This is a genomic window from Hydrocarboniphaga effusa AP103, assembly GCF_000271305.1.
Lineage (GTDB): Bacteria > Pseudomonadota > Gammaproteobacteria > Nevskiales > Nevskiaceae > Hydrocarboniphaga > Hydrocarboniphaga effusa.
Window position 1 is genome coordinate 914,249 of the sequence record NZ_AKGD01000001.1, and the last position, 25,908, is coordinate 940,156.

The following is a 25,908-nucleotide window of genomic DNA, read 5'->3' on the forward strand; positions in this document are numbered from 1 at the left end:
CGCAGCTTGCACATTGGTCATTGGCGACCGACGATACGATTCCATCATCCTGTTCGAGCCCGATCTTCCCGATGCCCCGAGCCACGAAAAAAGCCGTCGAAGCGCCCAAGACGCGGTTCCGCCAGCGTCAGAGCGTCGACAGCCGCCTGCTCGAGGGCATGGAAAAGCTGCTGTTGCAGGGCGAGAGCTTTTCGAGTGTTTCGGTGGAGCGGCTCGCAGAAGCCGCAGGCATCGGAAGAGCCACGTTCTACAAGCATTTTCGAGACAAGGGCGAACTCGTCAGCCACTTGTTCGAGCAGGTTCGTCGCGAGATCGTCAGCGCCGCCGGCAGCTGGTTCGAAGATGCATCGACGACCACGCGCGCCGACATGACGCGCAGCTTGCGCGGCATCATCGGCGTCTATCGCGAACACCACGTCATTCTGTCGGCGATGGCGCAGACCGCTTTGAACAACGAAGATGTCGCGCGTCTATCGAGCCAGATGCGCGAAGAGCTCTGCCAGCAGAGCCGCAAGGCGGTTAAACAGCTGCGACAGGCCAAGCGCGCGCATCCCGAGGCCGACGATTTGATCGCCGATATCCTCACGCTCGCGATCGATCACTGCTCCACCCTGCATCCCGACATGCTGCAAGGCCGCAGCTTCGATCGCGTGGTCGAGGCTTGGGTGCACATCAGCTGGAATGCGCTCGCGACGACCAGGGCCGACGAGAAGTAGAAACGAAAAAGCCGGACATCGAGCCCGGCCTTTCATTTCATTGTCGTCGCGGCGTCAAGCTCAAAACCGCATTTCGGGCACCTCGTCCGGAACGATCAGCTTGCCGGCCGTCTTGCCGACGATTTCGTCGACGCTGACGCCCGGAGCGCGCTCCTTGAGAATGAAGGCTCCGTTCTCGATCTCGAGATACGCAAGGTCGGTCAGCACGCGCTTGATGCAGCCGGCGCCGGTCAGCGGCAGCGAGCATTCGGGCAGCAGCTTGGAGTCGCCCGCCTTGCCGGCGTGCGTCATCGTCACGATGATGTTGTCGGCGCCGGCGACCAGATCCATCGCACCGCCCATGCCCTTGACGAGCTTGCCGGGCACCATCCACGAGGCGATGTTGCCGTGCACGTCGACTTCGAAGGCGCCGAGCACAGTCAGGTCGACGTGGCCACCGCGAATCATCGCGAAGGATTCGACCGACGAGAAGATCGACGCGCCCTTGCGCGCGGTGACCGTCTGCTTGCCGGCGTTGATCAGATCCGCATCGATCTCGGATTCGGTCGGGAACGGTCCCATGCCGAGCAGGCCGTTCTCCGATTGCAGCATCACCTCGATACCGTCCGGAATGTAGTTCGCGACCAGCGTCGGGATGCCGATGCCGAGGTTCACGTAGTAGCCGTCGCGCAGTTCGCGGGCGACGCGCTGCGCCATTTGTTCGCGGGTCAAAGCCATGATGTTGTCTCCGTGAACTTCGGTTAGGAACGGACCGTGCGCTTTTCGATGCGCTTTTCGAAACTGCCCTGGATCAGCCGATCGACGTAGATGCCCGGCGTGTGGATCTGCGCGGGATCGAGCGTGCCGGGCGGCACGATCTCCTCGACCTCGACCACGGTGATGCGGCCCGCGGTGGCGACGGCCGGATTGAAGTTCTGCGCCGTGTGCCGATAGATCACGTTGCCGTACCAATCGGCCTTCCAGCCTTTGACGATCGCGAAATCGCCCGTGATCGATTCTTCGAGGATGTAATGACGGCCACCGAACGAGCGGCTCTCCTTGCCCTCGCCGATCTGGGTGCCGTAGCCCGTCGCGGTGTAGAAGGCCGGAATGCCCGCGCCGCCCGCGCGCATCTTTTCGGCGAGCGTGCCCTGCGGCGTCAGCACCACTTCGAGCTCGCCCGAGAGCAGCTGGCGTTCGAACTCCGCGTTCTCGCCGACGTAGGACGCGATCATCTTCTTGATCTGCCGCAGCTCGAGCAGCACGCCGAGACCGAAGCCGTCGACGCCGCAGTTGTTCGAGACCACGGTCAGGTCCTTCACGCCCATGCGGCGAATCTGCGCGATGAGGTTCTCGGGAATGCCGCAGAGACCGAAGCCGCCCGCGAGCACGGTCATGCCGTCCGTGAGGCCTTCGAGCGCCTGCTCGTAACTGCCGACCCGCTTGTCGAAACCTGCCATGGAGCTCCCCGTCGCCTGCTGGCCCCGGAAGATCGGGACTCTCATGGCCCAGTTTGGCCCGGCAGGCCTCATTTGTTAATTTTCTTTTTTGGAAGAATTGTTTTGTGAAGCTTATCAATGACCATCCGCCAGCTCCGCGCCTTCATCTGCGTCGCCCAGACCCTGAGCTTCGCCCGCGCCGGTGAACTGCTGCATCTGTCGCAGCCCGCCCTGAGCCTGGCGATACGCGGGCTCGAAGAGTCGCTCGGCGGGCGCCTGCTGAGCCGGACCACGCGCAGCGTGCGCCTGACGCCCGAAGGCGCGACGCTGCTGCCGCTCGCGCTGCGGCTGCTCGCCGAATGGGAAGGCACCACCGATCGGCTGCGCCAGCGCTTCACGCTGCAACAGGGCCATGTGACGGTAGCCGCCATGCCCTCGTTCGCGGCCAACCGGCTGCCGGAGTTGCTGACCCGGTTTCGCGAGGCACATCCGCAAATCGACGTGACGATTCACGACGTCATCAACGAACAGGTGCTCGAACTCGTCACCAGCGGACGCGTCGAGATCGGCTTCTGCTTCGAGCCCGAGACGATGCAGCCCTACGGGTTCACCTCGCTGTTCGACGATCGCTTCGTCGCCGTCGTGGCGGCCAGCTCACCGCTCGCGCAGAAGACCAGCGTGAGTTGGAAGACGCTCAGCGCCGAGCCTTTCATCACGCTGCAACGCCCCTCGACCGTACGCCATCTGCTCGAGCAGTCGCTGGCGGCCGCCGGCCACGACTTTGCTCCGGCGCTCGAATGCCATCAGCTGTCGACGGTCGGATCGCTGGTCGCCGCGGGGCTCGGAGTGAGCGCGGTTCCGGCGCTGTGCGGCGATCAGATGCAGCGCATGGGCGCGCGCTGCCTGCGCCTTTCGGGACCGATCGTGCGCAGGCGTGTCGGCCTGCTGACGCGACGCGATGCCGAGCTGTCCACGGCCGCGCATGAGCTCATGCGCGTCGCGCTCGGCGCGATAGCCGAGCGTGGATCGATGCCCGCGTCAAGCGGCCGATGAAGGCGCCTTCATGCCCAGGCGAACCGCTGCGACGACGCTCAGCACCAGCAGCAACCACAGCGCCGGATGGCCGTTTTCGAGCAGCTGGACGATGCCGAACACGGCATTGGAGCTCGCATCGGTTTCGAGCCGCTCGTGACCCGGATGCGCCTGCGCGCCGCCGGAACCAGGGTGGACCAGACCGCGATGCGCGCGATGGTGGATTTCATGTTCGATCCAATGACGAGCGAGCGCCGAAAGGTAATCATCGGGTGTGACAATTGGTGGATTCGTCATAAGCCTCACACAGGCATGCCCCGCTCCACCAATGAAGAGTCGCGTGGAACGCATAACCGACGGTTATCGATGCGAGGGGCGCCGCCACGGAATCGTGGCATCGATCGAGGAGCGCCCGGTTCCGCAGCGGGGCGCGGTCAAGGGCCAAGTGCTGGCCAAGACGCAGCCGTTCCCAAGGGAATGCCGACGCTCGCTCCGCAGGGCTTTTCACCCGCCGACGCCTGGGGCTTCACCTTTTGTCGACAAGTGGCTCGGCAAACGCAAGATCGACGAGCTCCGGCCCGGCGTTCATGCCCACAAGCCTCAGGGGTACGATCTTCTTTCCTCGTTCGTACGAGGAACCGCACGCCGTACGTGGTATCGCGGCGGGCGGCTCGATACCTGGGATTCGGTGGTGGCGCACAAGCTCAAGCGGTAGAAAGCCCGGCCGAGAAATTTGCGCTCGGCGACAGGCCCTCTCCCGGTCGTTCGGACCACCCTCTCCCGCAAGCGGGAGAGGGGACCAGCAGTTGGCGCCACGGCAATCGACGCGTCGCACTCACCGCCGTTCCTCTCTCCCGCGCGCGGGAGAGAGTCCCTCGCGCCAGCGAGGGGAGAGAGGGGCCGGCGAATGCTCAGCCACAGCTAGCCGCCGGCACTGACCCGCAAGACCTCCGAAAAATTCCGCACGATCGCCGAGTTCTCGCCCGCGCGCGTCAGCATGCCGATCTGCAGCGCCTCCGACGCCCCGCGCAAGCGGCGATAGATCAGCCCCTTGCGCTTGAGGTTGTTCATCGAAGCGGGCACCAGCGCAACGCCCAGCCCGCAGGCAACCAGGCTCACCACCGTCTGCATCTGCCGGGCCTGCTGACCCATGCGCGGCGTGAACCCGCTGCTGCGACAACGCGCGACGATCGCATCGTGCAGGCCCGGCGCAAGCTCGCGCGGCGGGGCGATGAACGTCTCTTCGCTGAAGCGTCGCAGGTCGGTCGCCCGGTCCGCTCCCGCGAGCGGATGCCGCGCCGGTAACGCGAGCAGCAGTTCCTCCTCGATCAGCGGCTCGAACTTCAGATCGGCTTCCCGCACCGGACCGAGCGCGAGCGCCAGGTCGAAGCGGCCATTGCGCAGCGCCTGCACCTGCTGGTCGGTCGTCGCCTCGTGCAGCTCGACTTCGATGCGCGGATAGCGCGTGCGGAAGTCCTTGAGCGCCGGCGGCAGCACACCGTAGTCGACGATCGACACGAAGCCGATCGACAGCGTTCCGACCTCGCCGAGCTCGGCCTGGCGCGCTCGCTTCTTCGCGCCGTCGAGCCTCGCGAGCGCGCCTTTCGCGTCCTCGTAGAACAGCGCTCCGGCCGGCGTCAGCTCCACTCCGCGCGGCGAGCGATTCAGCAGCCGGACGCCGATCTCGTCTTCGAGGCGCTTGATCTGGATCGACAGCGGCGGCTGCGATACATGCAGGCGCTCGGCCGCGCGCGAGAAGTTGCGCGCGTCGGCAACGGCGATGAAGTAGCGAATCTGCCGAAGGTCCATCGTAGCTCCACTATTTACGATCGATATGGCGACCGCATGCCGATTATATTGGCCGCTATGGCGCGGTATCGGGAAGATGGCGGCCTCGGCACACCGCCACCGCCCACAGGAAGCCCCGATGCCCGCCCTTCGTTCCCGCACCAGCACCGCCGGCCCGCTGATGGCCGGCGCCCGCTCGCTCTGGCGAGCCACCGGCATGACCGACTCCGACTTCGGCAAGCCGATCATTGCCATCGCCAACTCGTTCACGCAGTTCGTGCCCGGCCACGTGCACCTGAAAGATCTCGGCCAGCTCGTCGCCGGTGAAATCACGCGAGCCGGCGGCGTCGCGCGCGAGTTCAACACCATCGCGGTCGACGACGGCATCGCCATGGGCCACGACGGCATGCTCTACAGCCTGCCCTCGCGCGAGCTGATCGCGGACAGCGTCGAGTACATGGTCAACGCGCACACGGCCGATGCGCTCGTCTGCATTTCGAATTGCGACAAGATCACACCGGGCATGCTGATGGCCGCGATGCGGCTCAACATTCCGACCGTGTTCGTCGCCGGCGGGCCGATGGAAGCCGGCAAGCGCAAGGTGGACGATCGTGTCATTCCGCTCGACCTCGTCGACGCGATCGTCGCCGGAGCGAATGCCGATCTCGCCGACTCCGAGCGCCAGCAGATCGAGCAGGCCGCCTGCCCGACCTGCGGCTCCTGCTCGGGCATGTTCACCGCCAACTCGATGAACTGCCTGCTCGAAGCGCTCGGTCTCGCCTTGCCGGGCAACGGCTCGCTCGTCGCGACGCATGCCGATCGCGAGCGCCTGTTTCGCGAATCCGGGCGCCTGATCGTGGAGCTCGCGCGCCGTCATTACGAACTCGACGATCCACGCACATTGCCGCGCCAGATCGCGACCAAGGCCGCGTTCGAAAACGCGATGTCGCTCGACATCGCGATGGGCGGCTCGACCAACACCGTGCTGCATCTGCTGGCCGCCGCGCACGAAGGCGCGGTGGATTTCACGCTCGCCGACATCGATCGCATTTCGCGTTTCGTGCCGACGCTCTGCAAGGTCGCGCCCGCGAGCGCCTATCACATGGAGGACGTGCACCGCGCCGGCGGCGTGATGGCGATACTCGCCGAGCTCAAGCGCGCCGGGCTCATCGACGGCAGTGTGGCGACCACGCACGCAAGCTCGCTGGCCGCAGCGATCGACGCCTGGGACATCCGTCAGGCGCAAGACACGGCGGTGCGCGAGTTCTATTCGGCGGCCGCAGCCGGCGTGCCGAGCCGCACCGCGTTTTCGCAGAGCAGCCGCTACGAATCGCTCGATCTCGATCGTGAGCGCGGCTGCATCCGTTCACGCGAGCACGCCTACAACCCGGATGGCGGACTCGCCGTGCTGACCGGCAATCTCGCCACGCAAGGCTGCATCGTCAAGACCGCCGCGGTGCCCGCGCAGATGCTTCGCTTCGAAGGCCCGGCGCGCATTTTCGAAAGCCAGGATGCCGCGAGCGCCGCGATACTTGGCGACCAGGTGAAGGCCGGCGACGTCGTGGTGATCCGTTACGAAGGCCCGCGTGGCGGCCCTGGCATGCAGGAGATGCTGTATCCGACCACGTATCTGAAAACCAAAGGCCTGGCGACGCGCTGCGCGCTGATCACCGACGGTCGCTTCTCCGGCGCGAGCGCCGGGCTTTCGATCGGCCATGTCGCGCCCGAAGCAGCCGCGCACGGCACGATCGGGCTGCTCGAAGACGGCGATCGCATTCGCATCGACATCGTCGGCCGCAGCATCAACGTCGAGCTCGGCGACGCGGAGCTCGACGAAAGACGCCGTCTGCGCGTTGCGCGCGGCTGGCGTCCGTCCGCGCCGAGGCCGCGCAAGCTCAGCACCGCCCTGAAGGCTTATGCGCTGCTCGCGGGCGGAGCGGATATCGGAGCCGTGCGCGAGCTGCCGGAGGGCTGAGCGCCGGCAAGCTCCGAACCATGCGATCGCACTCGGTCATGCAAGCTCAACCCGCGAGCCGGGCCGGCGTCGCCGCAGCGGCCGCTGGCGCCTTGTTCTGGCGATGGAACAGCCGGTCGAGTGCCAGATAGACCACGGGCGTGGTGAACAGCGTGAGCAACTGGCTCAGCAACAGTCCGCCCACCACCGCGATACCGAGCGGCTGGCGCAGCTCGGAGCCCGTGCCGATGCCCAAGGTCAGCGGCACCGCGCCGAGCATCGCGGCGAGCGTCGTCATCATGATCGGGCGGAAGCGCACGAGGCAGGCCTGGTGGATCGCCTCGGCCGGCGACAGGCCCTGCTTGCGCTGCGCTTCGAGCGCGAAATCCACCATCAGGATGCCGTTCTTCTTGACGATGCCGATCAGAAGCACGACACCGATCATCGCCATGATCGAGAACTCGAAGCCGAGCGCCCACAGCAGCAGGATCGCGCCGATGCCGGCCGAGGGCAGCGTCGACAGGATCGTCAGCGGATGCACGAAGCTTTCATAGAGCACGCCGAGGATGATGTAGACCGCGAGCAGTGCGGTGAGGATCAGCAGCGGTTGCGAGGCGAGCGAATCCTTGAACGCCTGCGCGTTGCCGCGGAAAGAGCCCGTGTATTCGCCCGGCATGCCGATATCGGCCTGGGCCCTGGCGACGAGTTCGACCGCGTCACCGAGCGCCACGCCCTTGGCGAGATTGAACGAAATGTTCACCGACGGGAACATGCCGTCGTGCGTGATCGACAGCGGCCCATTGGTGGCGGGCTCGTTGGTCACCATCGCCGGCAGCGGCACCATCTGCCCGCTCAGCGGCGAGCGCAGATGGAAATAATCCAGGCTCTGGCGGCGCCCGCGCTGTTGCTCGTCGATCTCGAGAATGACCTTGTACTGATTGGTTTCGGTCTGGTACTCGCTGATCTGGCGCTGGCCGAAGGCATCGTAGAGCGCCTGGTCGATGTCCTCCGTGCTGATGCCGAAGCGCGCCGCGGCGACGCGGTCGATGGTCAGGCGCGTGATCGAAGCGCCGAGCTGCTGGTCGCTCGACACGTCGCGCAGCTGCGGCATCTCGCGCAGGCGGTCGGTCAGGCGCGCGGCCCAGCTCGCCAGCTCGGTGCTGTCGGGGCCCTTGAGCATGAACAGGTATTGCGCGCGTGAGGAGCTCGCCCCGAGGTTGATGTCCTGCGCGCTGCGCAGGAACAGCTGGATGCCGAGCACCTCCTCGAGCTGCGGCCGCAGGCGCGCGATGAATTCTTCGGCCGACACGTCGCGCTGGTTGCGATCCTTGAGCACGATGAAGAAGCGCCCGCTCGACAGCGAGCCGCCGCCGAAGCTCGAGCCGATCGACTGGTTGTAGCCGAGCACGGCCGGATCGGCGCCGACGATCTTCGCGAGTTGCAGGTGCTTCTCGCGCATGTCCTCGAACGAAATGTCCTCGGCCGCCTGCGAAGTGCCGTAGACGAAGGCGGTGTCCTGCAACGGGAAGAAGCCCTTCGGCACCAGCACGTAGCTCATCGCGGCCGCGGCGACCGTCAGCCCGAAGCCGGCCAGCACGAGGCGCTGGTGCCGCAGCGACCAGCGCAGCCCGCGATCGTAGAAAGCGAGCAAGCGATCGGAGAACCCGCCGGCCACGTGTCCGGCATGCGCGGGAGCCCGCATGAAGCGCGAGGCGAGCATCGGCGCGAGCGTCAGCGAAGCGAGCACCGAGATCAGCACCGCGGCCGTCAGGGTCAGCGAAAACTCGCGAAACAGCCGCCCGACCACGCCGCCCATGAACAGCAGCGGGATGAAGGCCGCGACCAGCGAGAAGCTGATCGAGACGACGGTGAAGCCGATCTCGGCGGCCCCCTTGAGCGCAGCCTCGCGCATGCCCTCGCCGGCTTCGAGATGCCGATGGATGTTTTCGACGATGACGATCGCATCGTCGACCACGAAGCCGACCGCGACGATCACCGCAACCAGCGTGAGATTGTTGATCGAGAAGCCGAGTGCGTACATCGCCGCGGCCGTCGCCACCAGCGAAACGCACAGCACCGAGGCGACGATCATCGTCGCCGAAACCTGTCGCAGGAACAGGCCCATGATCAGCACCACGAGGCCGATGGTGACGACCAGCGTGATCTCGATTTCGTGGATCGACGCGCGGATCGTGCGCGTGCGGTCGTTGAGCACTTCGAACTCGACATGCGCCGGCAGCAGCTCGCGCAAGCGCGGCATCGCCGCCTTGATGCGCTCGGCGGTGTCGACGATGTTCGCGCCGGGCTGGCGCCGCACGATCAGCGCGACGCCGGCGACCCCGTTCTGCCAGGCCTGCGCGTAGTCGTTTTCGGCCCCGAAGCCGATGCGCGCCACGTCGCCGAGAAACACCGGGTTTCCGTCGCGATAGCTGACGACGAGGTTCTCGTAGCCGCGCGGCTCGAAGATCTGGTCGTTGGTCTGCAGCGTGGACACACGGTCGCGCCCGAACAGCGCGCCCTTGGCCTGGTTGACGCTCGCGGTGCGCACGGCATTGCGAATGTCGGCCAGCGTGAGCCCGAGCGCGGCGAGCTTCTCGGGTGAGGCCTGCACGCGCAGCGCCGGCTTGCGCTGGCCGCTCAGGTCGATCTGCGCGACACCGTCGATCTGCGAGATCTGCCGGGCGATCAGCGTTTCGGCGATGTCGGAGAGCTCGGTCAGCGTCATCAGCGGCGACTGCAGGCGCAGCACCAGCACCGGACTGTCGTTCGCGTTGACCTTGCGCCAGGTCGGCAGGTTCGGCAGATCGGCCGGCAGGCGGCCTGCGGCCGCGTTGATCGCCGACTGCACTTCCTGCGCGGCTTCGTTGATGTCCTTGTCGAGCGTGAACTGCAGGTTGATCGAGGTGTTGCCGAGCGAACTCGCGGAGGTCATCTCGATGACGCCGGGCACCGAGCTGAGCTGCACTTCGAGCGGCGTGGCCACCGCCGAAGCCATCGTCTCGGGACTCGCGCCGGGCAGCGAGGCGCTGATCTGGATCGTCGGCAGATCGGCTTCGGGCAAGGGCGATGTCGGCAGCTGCGGAAACGCGAGAGCGCCGAGCAGGATGACGCCCAGGGTCAGCAGCGCGGTCGCCACCGGATGCCCGACGAACCAGGCCGACAGCCCCGACCGGCTCAGCTGGCTCTGGGCGCGGCTCAAATGTACTTCCGAGCCTTCGTTCATGAAGCAATCTCCACTGCTCGCACGATGTTCTGCATGTTCGCGGCTCTGATTCGAAGTCCGCTTCTAGGGCAAGGAGTATGCCCGTACGCAGATCGGCCAGGAGCCTTGCGCAAACCCCGTTGCGCAAGGCGATTGTGCGCCGCCGGGCCACGCCTCCCTGAGCGCGCATGCGCAGCAATCAACAACCAGGCACGCCGTTTTGCTGCGTATGAGTCAGCGCCGCGGCGAGGGCCGATCGGTGCGCGGCGTCGATTCCGCCTGCTTCGATCGCGTCGCGGCATCGGGCCCGGCGTGGCGCTCGTCCCGCAACAGCCAGGTGCGCAGATCGGCGAGCGAAACCTGGCCGAAATGTTCGATGCGCAGCAGGCTTTCGATCGGCGTCGCAGCGACTTGGTCTTTCGACTGGAAACCATGGGCCCGCAGCGCGTTCGCGGTCCGGGTCTTGAGACCATGGGTCCAGTCTTCGTGCGGTTTTCTTTGCTTGCGCGCGCGCATGATCGGTCTTCAAGCCATTGCCTTGGGCCTCGTCCCCGCGGTCTTCCGCCGCCGTAAGACGGTTCACTCTTTCGAGCGTGCAAAAGGCGCAACGGCAAGAATCGGGCCGCGCTCGTCACGCGATGGAATCGGTCGCGATACCGTGCCTGCGAGCGAAGTCATTCGGCGGAGTCTGCGTGCGGGCCCGCGAGCGTCGCGGACCCGCCGGCAGACCGCGCCGCTCGCCGGTGATGTGGAGACCGCGAAATTCGTCGACCTAGGCGCGCGTCGGGTCACGCGGCTGCGACGTCACTGGAGATCGCGCTCGGACCGCGCCGCGGGTCCCCAGTCGACATCGTAGTGGCCGCCGATCACATGGGTGAGCGCGAACAGCAGCTCGTCCGGAGAACCGGGACCATCCCAGAGAAAGCGCACGACATCCCAATTGCGTCCGAACACCTTTCTCTCGGTCGGTCCCAGGCCGCGGATACCGGTGATCGTCAGCGCCATCTCATCCATGCACTGCGCCTCGGCTACGCTCAAATGGGCGTTGAGCAGATCGAGCAGGGCGCTCGCCGGGATCAGTGCTTTCGACGTCGCCGAAGAAGGCGGCACCGAACTGCGATCGGCGCGGCGCGGGGCAAGCGCGGGAGAGGGGTCGGGTTTCATGGTGATCGGAATAACGCCGAACGGATTCGGCGATTGGCTCGTGTGCGCCGCACTTTAGTGCGCGGCCGCAGGCCCGCGATAAGACTTTCGCGACCGCTGCTTATGCCAAACGCGGCGGCCCGCCGCGCTGTGGAAGCCGATCAGAATCGGACGTGATTTGCTTATTCCCGAACCGCTCATCGCGCCGGAAGAGGCGTCTATCGCCCTCGGTTTTCGACCTTTCGATCGGCGGCATGTAATCCGCATCCCCAAACCGCGTAGGAAATTTGCGGTATCTGAAAACCATTCATTTCCGCTACAGTTTTTACAGCTTTCTGGGCCTCCAGCGGGGCATCGAAGGAAGGTTTTTTGCTACCGGGCAGCTCGTACTCCATGGACAGGACGACACTCGAGCGGGAAGGGGCAACTGCAGTTTTCCCTTTCTTTACCGGATATCCGACCCGATATCTTCCGAGGATGGGCTCTCTCCGTAGAAACCGTCCAGATTAAGTTTTTATTTCGGAGCGCTCAATCGCGCTTTCTTAATAAAAGTGACTCTTTTTTGATCTAAATTTGCCCCAAAAAAGGGCGAGATGGCCCTTCCATGCCCGCAATCCTGTCAGCAGACCGAATCGTCAAACGTTACCCGCGGGTCACCGCGGTCGACGGCCTGAGCCTGGACCTCGAAGAAGGCATGTGCCTGGGCCTGCTCGGCCCGAACGGCGCAGGCAAAAGCACCACGATCGAGATCCTCGAAGGCCTCGTCGAGCCCACCTCGGGCAGCGTGCGCTTTCGCGGCAAGCCGCTCGATTCGCACTACCGCGAGCGCGTCGGCATCCAGTTCCAGGCCACCGCACTGCAGGACTTCCTGACCGTCCGCGAGAACCTGCAGTTCTTCTCTTCCTTATATAAGCGCAGGGCCGCGATCGACGAACTGATCCACGGCTGCCATCTGGAGGACTATCTCGATCGCGATCACCGCAAGCTTTCGGGTGGCCAGCGCCAGCGATTGCTTTTGGCGATCGCCCTCATCAACGAACCCGAAATCGTCTTCCTCGACGAGCCCACCACCGGCCTCGATCCGCAGGCACGGCGCAACTTCTGGGATCTGGTGGTCGGCATCAAGCAGCGCGGCACGACGGTGCTGCTGACGACGCACTACATGGAAGAGGCCTACCTGCTCAGCGACGATATCGCGATCATGGATCACGGCAAGATCATCGCGCGCGGAACCGCCAAGAAGCTGCTCGACGAACACTTCAGCGACAGCGTGCTCGAACTGCCGCTCGACGCCATCGAAGGCCGCAATCTCGAACTGCCGCTCGTGCGCAAGCAGGATTGCGTGGAGATCGTGAGCTCCGACGTCAATCGCACGCTCGGACAATTGCTCTCGGCGGGCTTTCCGCTCGCCCAGCTCAAGATCCGGCCGCGCACGCTCGAAGACCTGTTCCTGCGTCTCACCGGTGCGGAGCTGCGCGCATGAATCGCCTGCTCGCCCTGGTTCGCGTCCGCCTGCTCGAAGTCGCGCGTGATCGCACCGCACTGGTGTGGAATTTCGTGCTCGCGCCGGTGCTCGTCATCGGCGTGGCCATTCTGATGTCGCGCGGCCAGCAGCCGATGTTCGAAGTCGGAGTGCTCGGCACACAGCCGCTCACGCAGCAGACGCATGCTTTCTTCGCGACCGAGGCGGTGAATTTCCACAGCGAAAGCGACGAAGCGCAGGCCGTGCTCAAGCTGCAGCGCCATCGCATCGACCTGCTGTTCGATCCTCGTTCGCAGCCCGCTCGCTACTGGGTCAATCCGCAGTCGAACAAAAGCCTGGTGCTCGAACGCCTGCTGCACGCAAGCGATGCAGCCGCCATCGCGCAACGCGCCGAAGGCGAGCCGCTGCGCTATGCGGACTGGCTGGTTCCGGGCCTGCTCGGCGTGAACATCATGTTCACCTGCCTGTTCGCGATCGGCCATGTGGTGGTGCGCTATCGCAAGTCCGGATATCTCAAGCGCCTGCGCGGAACGCCGATCACCGCGGTCGAATTCGTCAGCGCCCAGCTGATCGCCTGCCTGATCCTCACCGTCGGCCTGTCTTCGCTGATCTACGCGATCTGCAAGCCGGTGCTGCACCTGCGCATGGAGGGCCACTATCTCGATCTGCTCATCGTTACCGCCTTCGGCGCGATGTCGATGATCTCGATGGGCCTGCTGGTTTCGGCGCGCCTCGCGAGCGAAGAGATCTCCGGCGGCATCATGACGCTGATGTCCTGGCCGATGGTCCTGCTCTCGGGCGTGTTCTTCTCGCTCGACGGCGCGCCCGCCTGGGTTCGATCCGCATCCGAACTGTTGCCGCTCACGCATCTGCTCGGTGCCGCTCGCGCGATCATGATCGATGGAGCCGGGCTCGCGGACGTCAGTGGCTCGCTCGTTGCGATGGCCGGCATGACGGCGCTGTTCGTGCTGATCGGAGCCGCCGGCTTCCGTTGGACCCAGGACTGAAGCGACGAACCGGAGCGCGCACGCGCGATCCGCTGCCCGCGCTGCTTTCAAACTGCATACGTTGCATCTATCGCTTCACAGGGAAGGCCATGGACTCATCGACGATTCAATCGAACGATCCCGTGCTTCCGCGCACGCGCGCGGAAGCACGGGCACGGCCCCGCGCCCGCCAGACTTCGCGGTCCGTCGGCGGCTCCTGCTTCGAACAGCAGGCCCAGCGCTTTCGCCTGCTCGCGATCACCCCGATCGAACGAGCGGATTTCGGCCTCGCCAAAGCGCTCAGGAAGCTGACGGTCGCAACGGCGCTCGATCTCGGACGCGATCCGGCCCGCTGGTCCGAGCTGTTCGCGAGCATCCAGCGCGAGCCCTCCATCGGCCTTCGCCTGGCCGATCACGTCGAGGTGCCCACCGATCTCACGCTGCCGGCCAGCGTCGAGTTCATCATCGTCGACGGCGACGGCAGCGCCCTGCCGACGAGCTGGCGCAAGGCCGCATGGATCGCACAGGTGGTGTCGGTCGTCGAGGCCCAGCGCGCAATCGCCTTCGGCGCTTCCGGACTGATCGCGAAGGGCCAGGAAAGCGGTGGCCGCGTCGGTGACGAAAGCAGCTTCGTGCTGCTGCAGCGCCTGGTCGAACTCACGGCCGGGCGCATTCCGGTGTGGTGCCAGGGCGGCATCGGCTTGCACACGGCGGCCAGCGCTTTCGCGGGCGGCGCTTTCGGCGTCGTGCTCGACGCGCAGCTCAGCGCCTATCCGGAAAGCGGTCTCGACGAGGCGATCAAGCAGCAGGTGCTCGCGATGGATGGCAGCGAGGCGCGTGTCGGCGGCGGCTACCAGGTCCATGCGCGTACACCGGCCGAAATCGCGGCGCTCGACGCGCTGTCGGCCGACACGGTTCGTGCGGCCTTGCAGGCTCGCACGCTGTTGCCGCTCGGCCAGGATGCGGCGCTCTGCAAGGTACTGATGTCCGAATGCGCGAATCTCGAAGCGCTCGTGCAGACACTGCGCCTGCGCGTCGACGGCCAGCTGCATCAGGCGCGCGAGCTGCGTCCGCTCGACGAAAACGCGGCCTGGGCGCGATCGCACGGCACCCGCTATCCGATCGCGCAGGGGCCGATGACGCGCGTCAGCGATACCGCCGAATTCGCGGTCGCGGTCGCCGAAGACGGCGGCCTGCCGTTCCTCGCGCTCTCGCTCATGAACGCGAGCGCCTCGCGTACGCTGCTCGAGAACACGCGCGACCAGATCGGCGACAAGCCCTGGGGCGTCGGTGTGCTGGGCTTCGCCTCTCCCGAGATTCTCGATCCGCAACTCGCGCTGATCCGCGAGATCAAGCCGAGCGTGCTGCTGCTCGCGGGCGGCCGCCCGTCGCAGGCGCGTCCGTTCATCGAAGCCGGCATTCCCACTTATCTGCACGTGCCCTCGCCCGGCCTGCTCGATCTGTTCCTGAAGGACGGTGCCACGCATTTCGTGTTCGAAGGCCGCGAATGCGGCGGCCACGTCGGCCCGCGCTACAGCTTCGTATTGTGGGAACAGGCGCTCGCGCGCCTCGCGCAAGTCGAACACGCCGAAGACCTGCACGTGCTGTTCGCAGGCGGCATCCACGACGAGCGCTCGAGTGCGATGGTCGCGGCGCTCGCGGCTCCGCTCGCGGCACGCGGAGCGAAGATCGGCGTGCTGATGGGCACCGCCTATATCGCGACGCATGAGGCGGTCGAAGCCGGCGCGGTGCTCGAAGACTTCCAGCGCCAGTCGCTGCAAGGCGATTCCACCGTGCTCGTCGAAACCGCGCCGGGCCATGCGATCCGCTGCCTGCGGTCGGGCTTCGTCGACCTGTTCGATCGACGCAAGCGCGAGCTGCAAGCCGCCGGCGTCGATACCAAGGACGCCTGGAAGGATCTCGAATCGCTGACCGTCGGCCGCCTGCGCATCGCAACCAAAGGCCTCGACTACGTCTACGACAAGCAGGGCAACGGCAAACTCGGCGAAGTCGACCTGCAACGCCAGCGTGCCGAAGGCATGTACATGATCGGCCAGATCATCGCGCTGCGGCACGAGGTGATTTCGATCGCGGCCCTGCATGAGCGCGCCTCGCGCGGAGCCCGCGATTATCTGCAGGCGCTCGATCTGCCGACCTTGCGCCTGCCCGCGCGCGAAGCCCCGATCGCGGTCGTCGGCATGGCCTGCCTGTATCCGGGCTCGCCCGATCTCGAAGCGTACTGGAGTCACATCCTCGAAGGTCGCGACCTCGTGCGCGAGGTGCCGGCCGAACGCTGGAACGCCGAGCGTTACTATCGCGGTGCCGATGCCGGCCCCGACCAGAGCGTGAGCAAATGGGGCGGCTTTCTCGACGACACGCCGTTCGATCCCTTGCAGTACGGCATTCCGCCGCAGTCGCTCGCGGCGATCGAGCCCGTGCAGCTGCTCTCGCTCGAAGTGGCGAACCAGGCCTTGCGCGACGCCGGTTACTCGCAGTCGGCCGGCGGACGCTGGTTCGATCGCGAGCGCACTTCGGTGATCTTCGGCGCCGAAGGCGGCATGGACCTGGCCGCGCAATACAACTTCCGCAATCTCTACCAGCAGTATTGCGGCGACCTGCCGCCCGAACTCGCGCAAGCTTTGCCGACGCTGACCGAAGATTCGTTCCCGGGCGTGCTCGTCAACGTGATCTCGGGGCGCATCGCCAATCGCCTCGGGCTCGGCGGCGTGAATTATTCGGTCGACTCGGCCTGCGCAAGCTCGCTGACCGCCATCGAACTCGCGGTGAAGGAGCTGCGCTCGGGCAGCAGCGAAATGGTGCTCGCGGGCGGCGCCGACTTTCACAACGGCATCACCGACTTTCTGATGTTTTCGTCGGTCGGCGCGCTGTCGTCGAGTGGACGCTGCCGGTCGTTCGACGACAACGCGGACGGCATCGCGCTGGGCGAAGGCGTCGGCATCGTCGTGCTCAAGCGGCTCGACGATGCACAGGCCGATGGCGATCGCATCTACGCGGTCATCGACGGCATCGCCGGATCCAGCGACGGCAAGGCGCTGGGCCTGACCGCACCGCGCAAGGAAGGCCAGAAGCGCGCGCTCGATCGCTGCTACTGGCAAGCCGGCGTGCTGCCGTCCGAAATCGGGCTCGTCGAAGCGCACGGCACCGGCACCGTCGTCGGCGATCGCACCGAGCTGCGCACGCTGACCGAAGTGTTCAGCGCCTACGGCGCATTGCCGCAGCAGGCCGCGCTCGGCTCGGTGAAGAGCCAGATCGGCCACACCAAGTGCGCGGCCGGCATCGCGGGCTTCATCAAGGTGGCCAAGGCCCTGCATCACGGCGTTTTGCCGCCGACCGGGCTCATCACGCAGCCGAACGCCTGGCATCGCGCCGCGACGAGCCCGTTCGCGCTCAATCGCACGCCGCAGCCCTGGCTTGCGCACAGCGGCGCGAAGCGCGCGGCGGTGAGCGCCTTCGGTTTCGGCGGCACCAATTTCCACGCGGTGCTTTCGGGCTATCCGGCGCATCGGAACACCCAGGGCTCGCTGCACTGGCCCGCCGAGCTGTTCGCGTTTCGTGGCGATAGCGCGGCGGCGATCGCACCGCGTGTTCGCGAACTCGCCGACTATCTCGCCGCATCGGATGCGCCGCTTGCACTGCGCGATCTTGCCGCGACGGTTTGGGCGAACGGTTCGGGTGTCGTGCAACTCGCGTTCGTCGCCAGCACCCGCGAAGAGCTCTCGGCCAAGCTCGCCCATGCGGTGCAGCAGAACCCGGCGGGCGGACTGCACAAGCGCGACGACGCTCCTGCAACACAGCGCATCGCCTTTCTGTTCTCGGGCCAGGGCAGCCAGTATCCGGGCATGCTGCGCGAGCTGTTCGTCTACTTCCCCGCGCTGCGCGAACTGCTCGCGCTCGCGCCGGACCTGCTGCCGGTCATCTATCCGTCCACCGCCTACGACGACGCGACGCGCTCGGCGCAGCAGCAGCGCCTGACCGACACGCGCATGACCCAGCCGGCGCTCGGCCTGGTCGAGCTCGCGGGCTTTCAATGGCTGCACAGCCTCGGCCTGCAGCCCGACATGGCGGCGGGCCACAGCTACGGCGAACTCGCGGCGCTCGCGGCGGCCGGCGCTTTCGACGCGCAAACCCTGGTGAAGCTCTCGCGCTCGCGCGCCGAAGCGATTCTCGCCTCGGTCGGCGAGGACAGCGGCGCGATGGCCGCGGTGCGCCTCGATGTCGACTCGTTGCGTCCGCTGCTGACGGGCTTCCCGGGCGTGGTGATGGCGAACCAGAACAGCCCGGTGCAGACCGTGATCTCGGGCCCGACGGCAGACGTCAACGCCGCCTGCGAGCTGCTCAAGCAGCACGCGGTGGGCTACAAGCTCATCGACACCGATTGCGCCTTCCACTCACCGCTGATGGCGGCTGCCGAGCGTCGTTATGCGGCCACGCTCGCGAACGAAGCCGTGCTGCCGCTGCGCTGGCCGGTGTACTCGAACATCAGCGCCGAGCCGCATCTCGACGACGCGGCCGCGATCCGCGACAGCCTCGCGCGCCACATCGTCAGCCCGGTGCGCTTCGTCTCCGAAGTCGAGCGCCTCTACGCGGATGGCGCGCGTGTGTTCGTCGAAATCGGCCCCAAGCGCGTGCTCACGGGCCTGGTCAATCGCATCCTCAAGGATCAGACGCACACGGCCATCGCGCTCGATCCCGAAGAGCGCGGCCTCGCCGGCCTGCTCGAAGTGGTCGCCCAGCTCGCCGTGCGCGGCAACAGCTTCGACGCGAGCACGCTGTTCGCCGATCGCGCCCGCACGCTCGACCTCACGCAGCCGCGCAAGCTCGGTGCAACCACCTGGCTCGTCAACGGCGGGCGCGCGTTTCCGCTGCGCGGCAAGGCGCCCGCGCATGCGGCGGCGGTCGTGCTCCAACCGGTCGTCACGGCGAATGCCGTCACCAGCATCGCCGCAGCACCTGCGCAGACGACGCTCGCCGCCGGCGATCAGGCGATCGTGAGTTATCTGCACAACATGCGCGATCTCGTGAACGCGCAGCGCGACGTGCTGCTCGGCTACTTCGGTGCGCCGGCTGCAGCACCGCGTGCGGCTGCGACGATCACGATCGCGCCGTCCGCACAGATGAAAGCATCGGCTCCCATCGCCGTCGCTCCGGCCGCGCAAGCGCTTTCCGCCCCATTGCAGGCCGAACCCACGGTCGCGAATGCGAACAGCGTGCTGCTCGGCATCGTCTCCGAGCGCACGGGTTATCCATCCGAAATGCTCGATCTCGATCTGGACCTCGAAGCCGATCTGTCGATCGATTCGATCAAGCGCCTCGAAGTGATCAGCGATCTCGCGCAGAAGCTCGCGCTGCGCGAAGCCTTCGGTGCCAATGCCGACGCGCTCATCGAACAGCTCGCCGCCAAGAAGACGCTGCGCGCGGTGCTCGATTTCCTCTCTTCGAGCCTGCCGAAGACCATCGCAACCGCAGCCAGTGCAACACCCGCACCCGCCACCGTCGCGGCCCCGCGCCCGGTCGCCGAACTGCTGCTCGACATCGTCAGCCAGAGCACCGGCTACCCGGCCGAAGCGCTCGACCTGGATCTCGACCTCGAAGCCGATCTGTCGATCGATTCGATCAAGCGCCTCGAAATCGTCGGCCAGCTCGCGAGCGGTCTCGGACTGGATGCGAGCCAGGGCAAGGACGCGCTGCTGGAGCGCCTGTCCGCGCAGAAAACGCTGCGGGCGATGATCGAGCACCTGCAGCAGGCGGTGCCCGCAACGCGGCCGCAAGCCGCGCCCGTGGCGGCGAAACCGACCGCCCAGCTGACGGCCGACTCGGATGCCGGCATTCCGCTCGAACGCTATCTGCTGCGTCCGCTGCCGGCTCCGCCCGCGCGTGCCGGCGACATCGATCTGGCGAACAAGCAGTTCCTGATCACCGACGACAAGCTCGGCATCGCGCCCAAGCTCGCCGCGCGCCTGCAGGCACGCGGAGCCAGCACGCGCATCGTCGAGTTCTCGGCGAGCCATGCCGAAAGCGGGCTCGCGGAAGTCGACGGCCTGATCCATCTCTGGAGCCTCAACCCGGACAGCCTCGTCATCGAGGTCAAGCATTTCTTCGCACTCGCACGCGAAGCCCTGCTCAACAAGGCGCGTCATCTGCTCGTGGCGAGCGCGCTCGGTGGAGACTTCGGTCAAAGCGGAACGGGCGGCTCGCACTTCAATCGTGGCGGCGGCTTCGCCGGCATGATCAAGACGGTCGAGAAGGAATTCCCCGAGCTGCGCGCGCACTGGGTCGATCTGCATGCGGGCGAGCCGCAGGACGCGCTGCTCGACGCGCTCGAAACCGAGCTGCTTGCCGGCAACCCGCTCGCCGAAGTCGCGTATCTCAACGGCCAGCGCTATGCGCGCAAAGTCGTGCCGGTGGCGTTGACCGAAGGCTCGCTCGACGGCCTGCCGCTGACGCCCGAAAGCGTGGTGTTGCTGACCGGCGGCGCACGCGGCATCACCGCGCTGATCGCGGTGGCGCTCGCACGCCGCTATCGCTGCAGGCTCGAACTCGTGGGCCGCTCCGAAGCGCCCGAGGGCGACGAAGATGCGCTCACGCGCGGCGTTGCCGATCCGCGTCGCCTGCGCCAGCTGTTGCTGCAAGCAGACCCGACTCGCAAGCCCGCGGAGATCGAGCGTCTCGCCCGTCGCGTGCTGGCCGAGCGCGAAGTTCGCGAGACCTTTGCACAGGTTCGCGAAGCCGGCAGCACCGTGCACTACACGCCGCTCGATGTGCGCGACGAAGAGGCTTTCGCGAGCTTCATCGCCGAGACGTATTCGCGCCATGGTCGTATCGACGGCGTCATCCACGGTGCCGGCGTGGTCGAAGACAAGCTCGTGCGCGACAAGACCGACGAGAGCTTCGGCCGCGTGTTCGACACCAAGGTGCGTTCGGCGCTGATCCTCAACCGGCTGATTCGCGACGACGTGAAGTTCGTGGTGTTCTTCTCGAGCGTCGCGAGCGCCTTCGGCAATCGCGGCCAGGTCGATTACGCCTCGGCCAACGACGTGCTCGACAAGCTCGCGCATCACTGGCAGACGCGCATCGGTGGCCGCGTGATTTCGGTCAACTGGGGGCCTTGGGCCGACACCGGCATGGTCAACGATGCGCTGCGCAACGATTACGCGCGCAAGGGCATTGGCCTGATTCCGCAGGCGGCCGGCGTCGAAGCACTGCTGCGAGAGTTGTCGATCGCGCGCGGCGACAGCCAGATCGTGCTGATGTGCGGCAAGCCCGAAAGCTTCGGCGCCGCAACGCCGCTGGCCTGAGCCCGCATGTCGACTCCCATCGCCATTATCGGCCTGTCCTGCCTGTTCCCGGGAGCGCCGAATCTCGAGCGCTTCTGGCGCAACATCGTCGAGGGCGTCGATGCGATCGGCGAGGTTCCGGCTGGCCGTTGGGACCCGAGCTTCTACGATCCGGAGTCGAGCGCGCTCGATCGCTTCTATTGCAAGCGCGGCGGCTTCGTCGACGAGCATGCGAGCTTCGATCCGCTGCCGTTCGGCGTGATGCCGAAGGCGGCCGAAGCGATCGAACCCGATCAGCTGCTGACGCTCAAACTCGGTTACGAGGTGCTGCGCGACGCTGGCTACGAAGGCAGGCCGTTCGCACGCGAGCGCACCGGCGTGATCATCGCGCGCGGCAATTACGTGACCGCGGGCGGCCTGCGTTTGCAGCAGCATGTGCGCGTGCTGCCGCAGGTGCTGCAATCGCTGACCGACCTGTTTCCGGATCTGCCCGAATCGACGCTCGCCATCGTGCGTGAGCGCCTGCAACAGCAGCTCAGCTATTACGGGCCCGATGTCATTTCGGGCGCGATTCCGAACTTCGTCGCCTCGCGCCTCGCCAATCGTCTCGATCTGCGCGGCCCGGCTTATACGGTCGATGCGGCCTGCGCGAGTGCGCTGCTCGCCATCGAACAGGCCTGCGCTTCGCTCGCTCGCCGCGAGACCGATGCGATGCTCGTCGGCGGCGTGCACCTGTCGCACGACCTCACGTTCTGGGCCACGTTCTGCCAGCTCGGAGCGCTGTCTCGCACCGGTACGATTCGCCCGCTGTCGCAGGACGCGGACGGCATTCTGATCGGCGAAGGCATCGGCCTCGCCATGCTCAAGCGCCTGGATGACGCGATCGCCGACGGTGATCGCATCTATGCGGTCATCGAAGGCAGCGGCTCGTCGAGCGACGGGCGCAGCAGCAGCCTCGTTGCGCCCTCGGCGACCGGCCAGCTGCTCGCGCTCGAAAAAGCCTGGGGACAGGCCGGCATTTCGCGCGAGGACATCGGCCTGGTCGAGGCGCACGGCACCGGCACCACGGCCGGCGACGTCACCGAACTCGAAACGCTGGCCCGCTTCTTCGGCGGTCCGCGCGAGCACGGCACGACGCCCGTCATCGGCTCGGTCAAATCGATGATCGGCCACGCGATGCCGGCTTCGGGCATGGCGAGCCTGATCAAGACCGCGCTGTCGATCTATCACGGCGTGCTGCCGCCGACGCTGCATTGCGAAGAGCCGCACGAGAAACTCGCGCAGACGCGCTTTCGCGTGATCGGCAGCTCCGAGCCCTGGAACCAGGCGCGTGAACAGCGCGTCGCGGCCGTCAATGCGTTCGGTTTCGGCGGCATCAATGGCCATCTGGTCTTGCGCGGACGGCCCGCTCTTGAATCCCCTCTCCCACTCGTGGGAGAGGGTGGTCCGAAGGACCGGGAGAGGGACTGGTCGGAAAGGGAGCGCGCTTTACAGGCGGGGGGGTATAGCTCAGCTGGGAGAGCGCTTGCATGGCATGCAAGAGGTCATCGGTTCGATCCCGTTTACCTCCACCACCCCCGCTACGCGGGGACTCTCTCCCGCAAGCGGGAGAGAGGAAAGGCAGGTCAACGCCTCAGAGTTGCCGCATGTGCTGCTGCTGTCCGCGCCGACACCGCAAGACCTGCTCGCGCGCCTCGAACGCGGCGAGCACGACATCACGCCGCGCGCCGATGTCTGCCGGCTTGCGATCGTCGAGCCCGACGATCGCAAGCTCGCAACCGCGCGCAAGGCCATCGCCTCGGGCAAGCCCTGGAACGGTCGCCAGCAAATCTGGTTCTCGCCGCGTGGCCTGCTCACTGCGGGCGGCAAGCTCGCTTTCGTGTTCCCCGGCGTCGATAGCCAGTTCCAGCCGCGCGCAGAAGACATCGCCACGTATTTCGGTTTGCCGCTGCCGCGTTACTGCGAGCCGCTCGATCCAGCCGCTTCGCTCGTCAAGCTCGTGATCGGCCTGCTCGGCTTCAATCGCTACCTGTTCGAGCGCCTTGGCGATCTCGGCATCCACGCCGATGTCTACGCCGGCCACAGCGTCGGCGAATGGAGCGCGATGCTCTGCTCGGGCATGCTCGACCAGGCGCTGTCCGACCGGACTTACGCGGCGCTCGATGTCGACGCGGTCGATTTCCCCGACGTGCTGTTCCTGGCCGCATCCTGCAGCGAGCAGCAATTGCGCGATGCGATGCAAGGTCTCGACGAGGTTGCGATCTCGCACGACAACTGCCCGCATCAGGTCATCGCCTGCGGCCGTCGTGCGGCGATCGAGATCGTTGCCGACAGGCTCAAGCAGGCGCGCGTGTTCGTGCAGACCCTGCCGATCGTGTCGGGCTTTCACTCGCCGCTGTTCGCGAGTCATTTGCAGCCGTATCGCGAGTTCTTCGAAAGCGCGGCGCTGCACGAGCCCAAGGTCGCTGTCTGGTCCGCGACCACCGCCGCGAAGTTCCCGGCCGCGATGGCCGACAAGCAGCAACTCGCGATCGCGCATCTGCTCGAACCCGTACGCTTCCGCTCGCTGATCGAATCGCTCTATGACGATGGCGCCCGAGTCTTCGTGCAAGTGGGCACCGGCTCGCTCGCCGGCTTCATCGACGACACCCTGAGCGGCCGTCCGCATCAGGCGATCCAGGCCAATCGCGACGATCGCAGCGGGCTTGCCGCCCTGCAGCAGCTTTGCGCTGCGCTGTGGGTCGAAGGCGCGGAGTTCGATACGCGTTTGCTCTCGGATACGACGCCGCCAGTAGAAGCTGCCAAAACCGAAAAGACCAGGACGACGATCCAGCTCGCACTCGGCGTTCCGCTGATTCGCGTCGCCGAACCGCTGCCCGTGAACCTGCTGCCGCAGACGATGCGCGCCCCCGTTGCGGTCGCCAGCGACGATGCGCTCGGCCAGTTCGTGCAGCAGACGCTCGCCGACATCGAGGCAGCGGGCCGCGATGTGCTCGCGGCCTGGCAGCAGCATCGCTCGCCTGCGCAGCGCAGTGCGCAGGCGGTCGCAATGCCAAGCGGCGGCGTGAATGTCGCCCAGCTCGAACATCGCGTCACGCGTCATCTCGATATCGAGCGCAACGTTCCGTACGTGCGCGATCACGAACTGTATCCGCAGCGTCCGGGCTGGCCGGTGGCTTCCGATCGCCATCCGGTGGTTCCGCTGACGATGGAAGTGATGCTCGTGCGCGAGGCGGCCGAAGAAGTGCTGCCGCAACTCAAGGTCATCGAAGTCGAGCAGATCCAGGCCTATCGCTGGCTCGCGGTCGCCGAGCCGCTCGACGTCGAGATTCGCCTGCAAGGCATCGATGCAACGACGATCGAAGCCGAGATCGTCGGCTATTTTCGCGCTCGTCTGCGTGTGGCGGCCGAGTATCCCGCGGCGCCCGCAGCCCACTTCAATGCGCTGCAAAAGCCGCGCGCGACTGCGGTTCCGGCTGCCGAGCTGTACAGCGAAGGCTGGATGTTTCATGGCCCGGCGTATCAGGGCGTCGCCGAATTCCAGGCGATCGGCGACAACGGCATCGACGGCCTGCTGCGCGTGCCCACGGGCAAGGGCGCGCTGCTCGACAACATGGGCCAGCTCGCCGGCTATTGGGTCATGGAGCAGGAAGAAAACTGCCTCGCGATGCCGATCGGCGTCGATCGCATTCGCTTCCACACGCCCGATCCGCTACCGGGCGAAATGCTCGAGGCGCGCATCCGCATCAACGAACTCGATGAGCTGAATTGCGTCACTCGCCACGAGTTGCGTGATGCGAGCGGCAGGCTGCGCATCGCCATCGACGGCTGGCGCACGCGTCGCTACAGCATGGACAAGTCGTTCTGGGTGGCGAGCCGCAAGCTCTCCGTGAATGCGGTTTCACAGCAGGTTCCACCGAACGTCGCCCTGTTCGAAGACCGTTACGACACTGCGATCCTGCGCGATTATCTGGTGCGCCGTTATCTCGCCGAACCCGAGCGCGCGATCTACGACGGCCTGTCTCCGCGTCGCAAGCGCCAGTGGCTGGCCGGTCGCGTTGCAGCGAAAGATGCGATTCGTCTGTTGCTTTGGCAGCGCACGAACGCGCCGATTTATCCGCAGGAAGTGCGCATCGCCAATCTCGAAACCGGCGCGCCGGTCGCATTGCCGAACGTGACGACGACGGTGCATGCGGGCCTGCATATCTCGATCGCGCACAAGGGTTCGCTCGCCGCCGCGATCGTCGGCGATGTGCCGGTCGGCATCGACATCGAACACGTCGAGCCGCGCGAGGCGGGCTTCGTCGAACTCGCGTTTTCGCCCGACGAATGCCAGCTGTTGCTGGCCGATGCGAGCGCCAACGCGGACATCGAATACACGCGCGGCTGGGTCGCCAAGGAAGTCGCGGCGAAGGCTGCGGGCACCGGGCTCGGCGGACAGCCGCTGGCTTTCGTGATCGAAGCGCGCGAAGGCGATTGCCTGCGAGTCAACGGACATTGGGTCGTCACCCATCCGCTGCGTGATTCCATCGTGGGCTGGAGCTTGGCGGTCGATGCGAGCGCCAGCACTGCTTTCCTCAACTCTCCTACTCAAAGCCTGACTGCATGAGCGCTGCCGACGCCGACACCTTCGAATTCGTGGTTTCCACGATTCGCCGCACCATCAACGAAGACTGGATCGCAGACTTCGAGATCACGAGCGAAACGCGCTTCAACGACGATCTCGAACTCGAAAGCATCGAGTTCGTGAAGATCGCGGACCAGCTGCAGGCGCACTACGGCGATCGCCTCGACATCGCGGGCTGGCTGTCGGGCAAGAGCGTCGCCGAGTTGATCGGGCTGTCGGTCGGCGTGCTGACCGATTACATCGAACAGACGCTCGCGGCCTGAG

General features: G+C 66.1%; 16 protein-coding genes, 1 tRNA gene and 1 pseudogene. 11 read left to right on the plus strand and 7 right to left on the minus strand.

Features of this window, described 5'->3' with window-relative positions; translation table 11 throughout:
* Positions 1–71: 71 nt before the first annotated feature.
* Positions 72–716 carry a TetR/AcrR family transcriptional regulator gene (locus WQQ_RS04060; protein WP_040452984.1) on the plus strand — a complete coding sequence of 215 codons (645 nt, stop codon included), beginning with the start codon at positions 72–74 and terminating at the stop codon, positions 714–716.
* Positions 717–776: 60 nt separating this feature from the next.
* On the opposite strand, the gene WQQ_RS04065 is transcribed toward WQQ_RS04060, so the two are convergent.
* Together WQQ_RS04065 and WQQ_RS04070 are read right to left on the minus strand one after the other, a co-directional pair.
* On the minus strand, positions 777–1,433 hold the full coding sequence (locus WQQ_RS04065) for a CoA transferase subunit B (protein ID WP_007183795.1): 657 nt from the start codon (positions 1,431–1,433) through the stop codon (positions 777–779).
* A 23-nt stretch (positions 1,434–1,456) separates the two neighbouring features.
* Positions 1,457–2,155, minus strand: coding sequence for a CoA transferase subunit A (locus WQQ_RS04070; protein ID WP_007183796.1), 699 nt, complete (start codon positions 2,153–2,155; stop codon positions 1,457–1,459).
* A 117-nt stretch (positions 2,156–2,272) separates the two neighbouring features.
* On the opposite strand from WQQ_RS04070, the gene WQQ_RS04075 reads away from it, so the two are divergent.
* Entirely contained in the window at positions 2,273–3,187 is a 915-nt protein-coding gene (locus WQQ_RS04075; RefSeq protein ID WP_007183797.1) for a LysR family transcriptional regulator, read from the plus strand.
* On the opposite strand, the gene WQQ_RS04080 is transcribed toward WQQ_RS04075, so the two are convergent.
* Complete coding sequence (locus WQQ_RS04080; protein WP_007183798.1) at positions 3,173–3,463, minus strand: hypothetical protein; 291 nt, start codon at positions 3,461–3,463, stop codon at positions 3,173–3,175. The genes WQQ_RS04075 and WQQ_RS04080 overlap by 15 nt on opposite strands.
* Positions 3,464–3,506: 43 nt before the next feature.
* On the opposite strand from WQQ_RS04080, the gene WQQ_RS24180 reads away from it, so the two are divergent.
* Positions 3,507–3,881 (plus strand): hypothetical protein, encoded by a 375-nt coding sequence (locus WQQ_RS24180; protein WP_157534497.1) that lies wholly within the window; start codon positions 3,507–3,509, stop codon positions 3,879–3,881.
* Between the two features lie 206 nt (positions 3,882–4,087).
* Here the strand turns inward: WQQ_RS24180 and WQQ_RS04085 are convergent, their stop codons facing one another.
* Positions 4,088–4,975 (minus strand): LysR family transcriptional regulator, encoded by an 888-nt coding sequence (locus WQQ_RS04085; protein WP_007183800.1) that lies wholly within the window; start codon positions 4,973–4,975, stop codon positions 4,088–4,090.
* Between the two features lie 118 nt (positions 4,976–5,093).
* Between WQQ_RS04085 and ilvD the strand changes: the two genes are divergently transcribed.
* The gene (gene ilvD, locus WQQ_RS04090; RefSeq protein ID WP_007183801.1) at positions 5,094–6,929 is read left to right on the plus strand and encodes a dihydroxy-acid dehydratase; all 1,836 of its coding nucleotides are present in this window, start codon (positions 5,094–5,096) and stop codon (positions 6,927–6,929) included.
* A gap of 46 nt (positions 6,930–6,975) precedes the next feature.
* On the opposite strand, the gene WQQ_RS04095 is transcribed toward ilvD, so the two are convergent.
* From WQQ_RS04095 to WQQ_RS04105, 3 genes are all read right to left on the minus strand, one after another.
* Positions 6,976–10,131: a multidrug efflux RND transporter permease subunit gene (locus WQQ_RS04095; RefSeq protein WP_007183802.1), complete on the minus strand. Its 3,156-nt coding sequence runs from the start codon at positions 10,129–10,131 to the stop codon at positions 6,976–6,978.
* A 213-nt stretch (positions 10,132–10,344) separates the two neighbouring features.
* The gene (locus WQQ_RS04100) at positions 10,345–10,626 is read right to left on the minus strand and encodes a hypothetical protein (protein WP_007183803.1); all 282 of its coding nucleotides are present in this window, start codon (positions 10,624–10,626) and stop codon (positions 10,345–10,347) included.
* Between the two features lie 288 nt (positions 10,627–10,914).
* Positions 10,915–11,274 carry a hypothetical protein gene (locus WQQ_RS04105; RefSeq protein ID WP_007183804.1) on the minus strand — a complete coding sequence of 120 codons (360 nt, stop codon included), beginning with the start codon at positions 11,272–11,274 and terminating at the stop codon, positions 10,915–10,917.
* Positions 11,275–11,857: 583 nt separating this feature from the next.
* Between WQQ_RS04105 and WQQ_RS04110 the strand changes: the two genes are divergently transcribed.
* From WQQ_RS04110 to WQQ_RS04140, 7 genes and pseudogenes are all read left to right on the plus strand, one after another.
* Entirely contained in the window at positions 11,858–12,736 is an 879-nt protein-coding gene (locus WQQ_RS04110; RefSeq protein ID WP_007183805.1) for an ABC transporter ATP-binding protein, read from the plus strand.
* Entirely contained in the window at positions 12,733–13,743 is a 1,011-nt protein-coding gene (locus WQQ_RS04115) for an ABC transporter permease (protein ID WP_007183806.1), read from the plus strand. Before WQQ_RS04110 ends, WQQ_RS04115 begins: the two co-directional genes overlap by 4 nt.
* An 89-nt stretch (positions 13,744–13,832) precedes the next feature.
* Positions 13,833–21,038: a type I polyketide synthase gene (locus WQQ_RS04120; protein WP_007183807.1), complete on the plus strand. Its 7,206-nt coding sequence runs from the start codon at positions 13,833–13,835 to the stop codon at positions 21,036–21,038.
* Between the two features lie 6 nt (positions 21,039–21,044).
* Positions 21,045–22,373, plus strand: a pseudogene (locus WQQ_RS25195) (beta-ketoacyl [acyl carrier protein] synthase domain-containing protein); the annotation flags it as partial.
* A 142-nt stretch (positions 22,374–22,515) separates the two neighbouring features.
* Positions 22,516–22,591, plus strand: a tRNA-Ala gene (locus WQQ_RS04130).
* A 74-nt stretch (positions 22,592–22,665) separates the two neighbouring features.
* Positions 22,666–25,626, plus strand: a complete 2,961-nt coding sequence (locus WQQ_RS24595; RefSeq protein ID WP_192812945.1) for an acyltransferase domain-containing protein — start codon at positions 22,666–22,668, stop codon at positions 25,624–25,626.
* Positions 25,623–25,907, plus strand: coding sequence for a hypothetical protein (locus WQQ_RS04140; RefSeq protein WP_007183809.1), 285 nt, complete (start codon positions 25,623–25,625; stop codon positions 25,905–25,907). The genes WQQ_RS24595 and WQQ_RS04140 overlap by 4 nt, the downstream gene beginning before the upstream one ends.
* The last annotated feature ends 1 nt before the right edge of the window (position 25,908 follow it).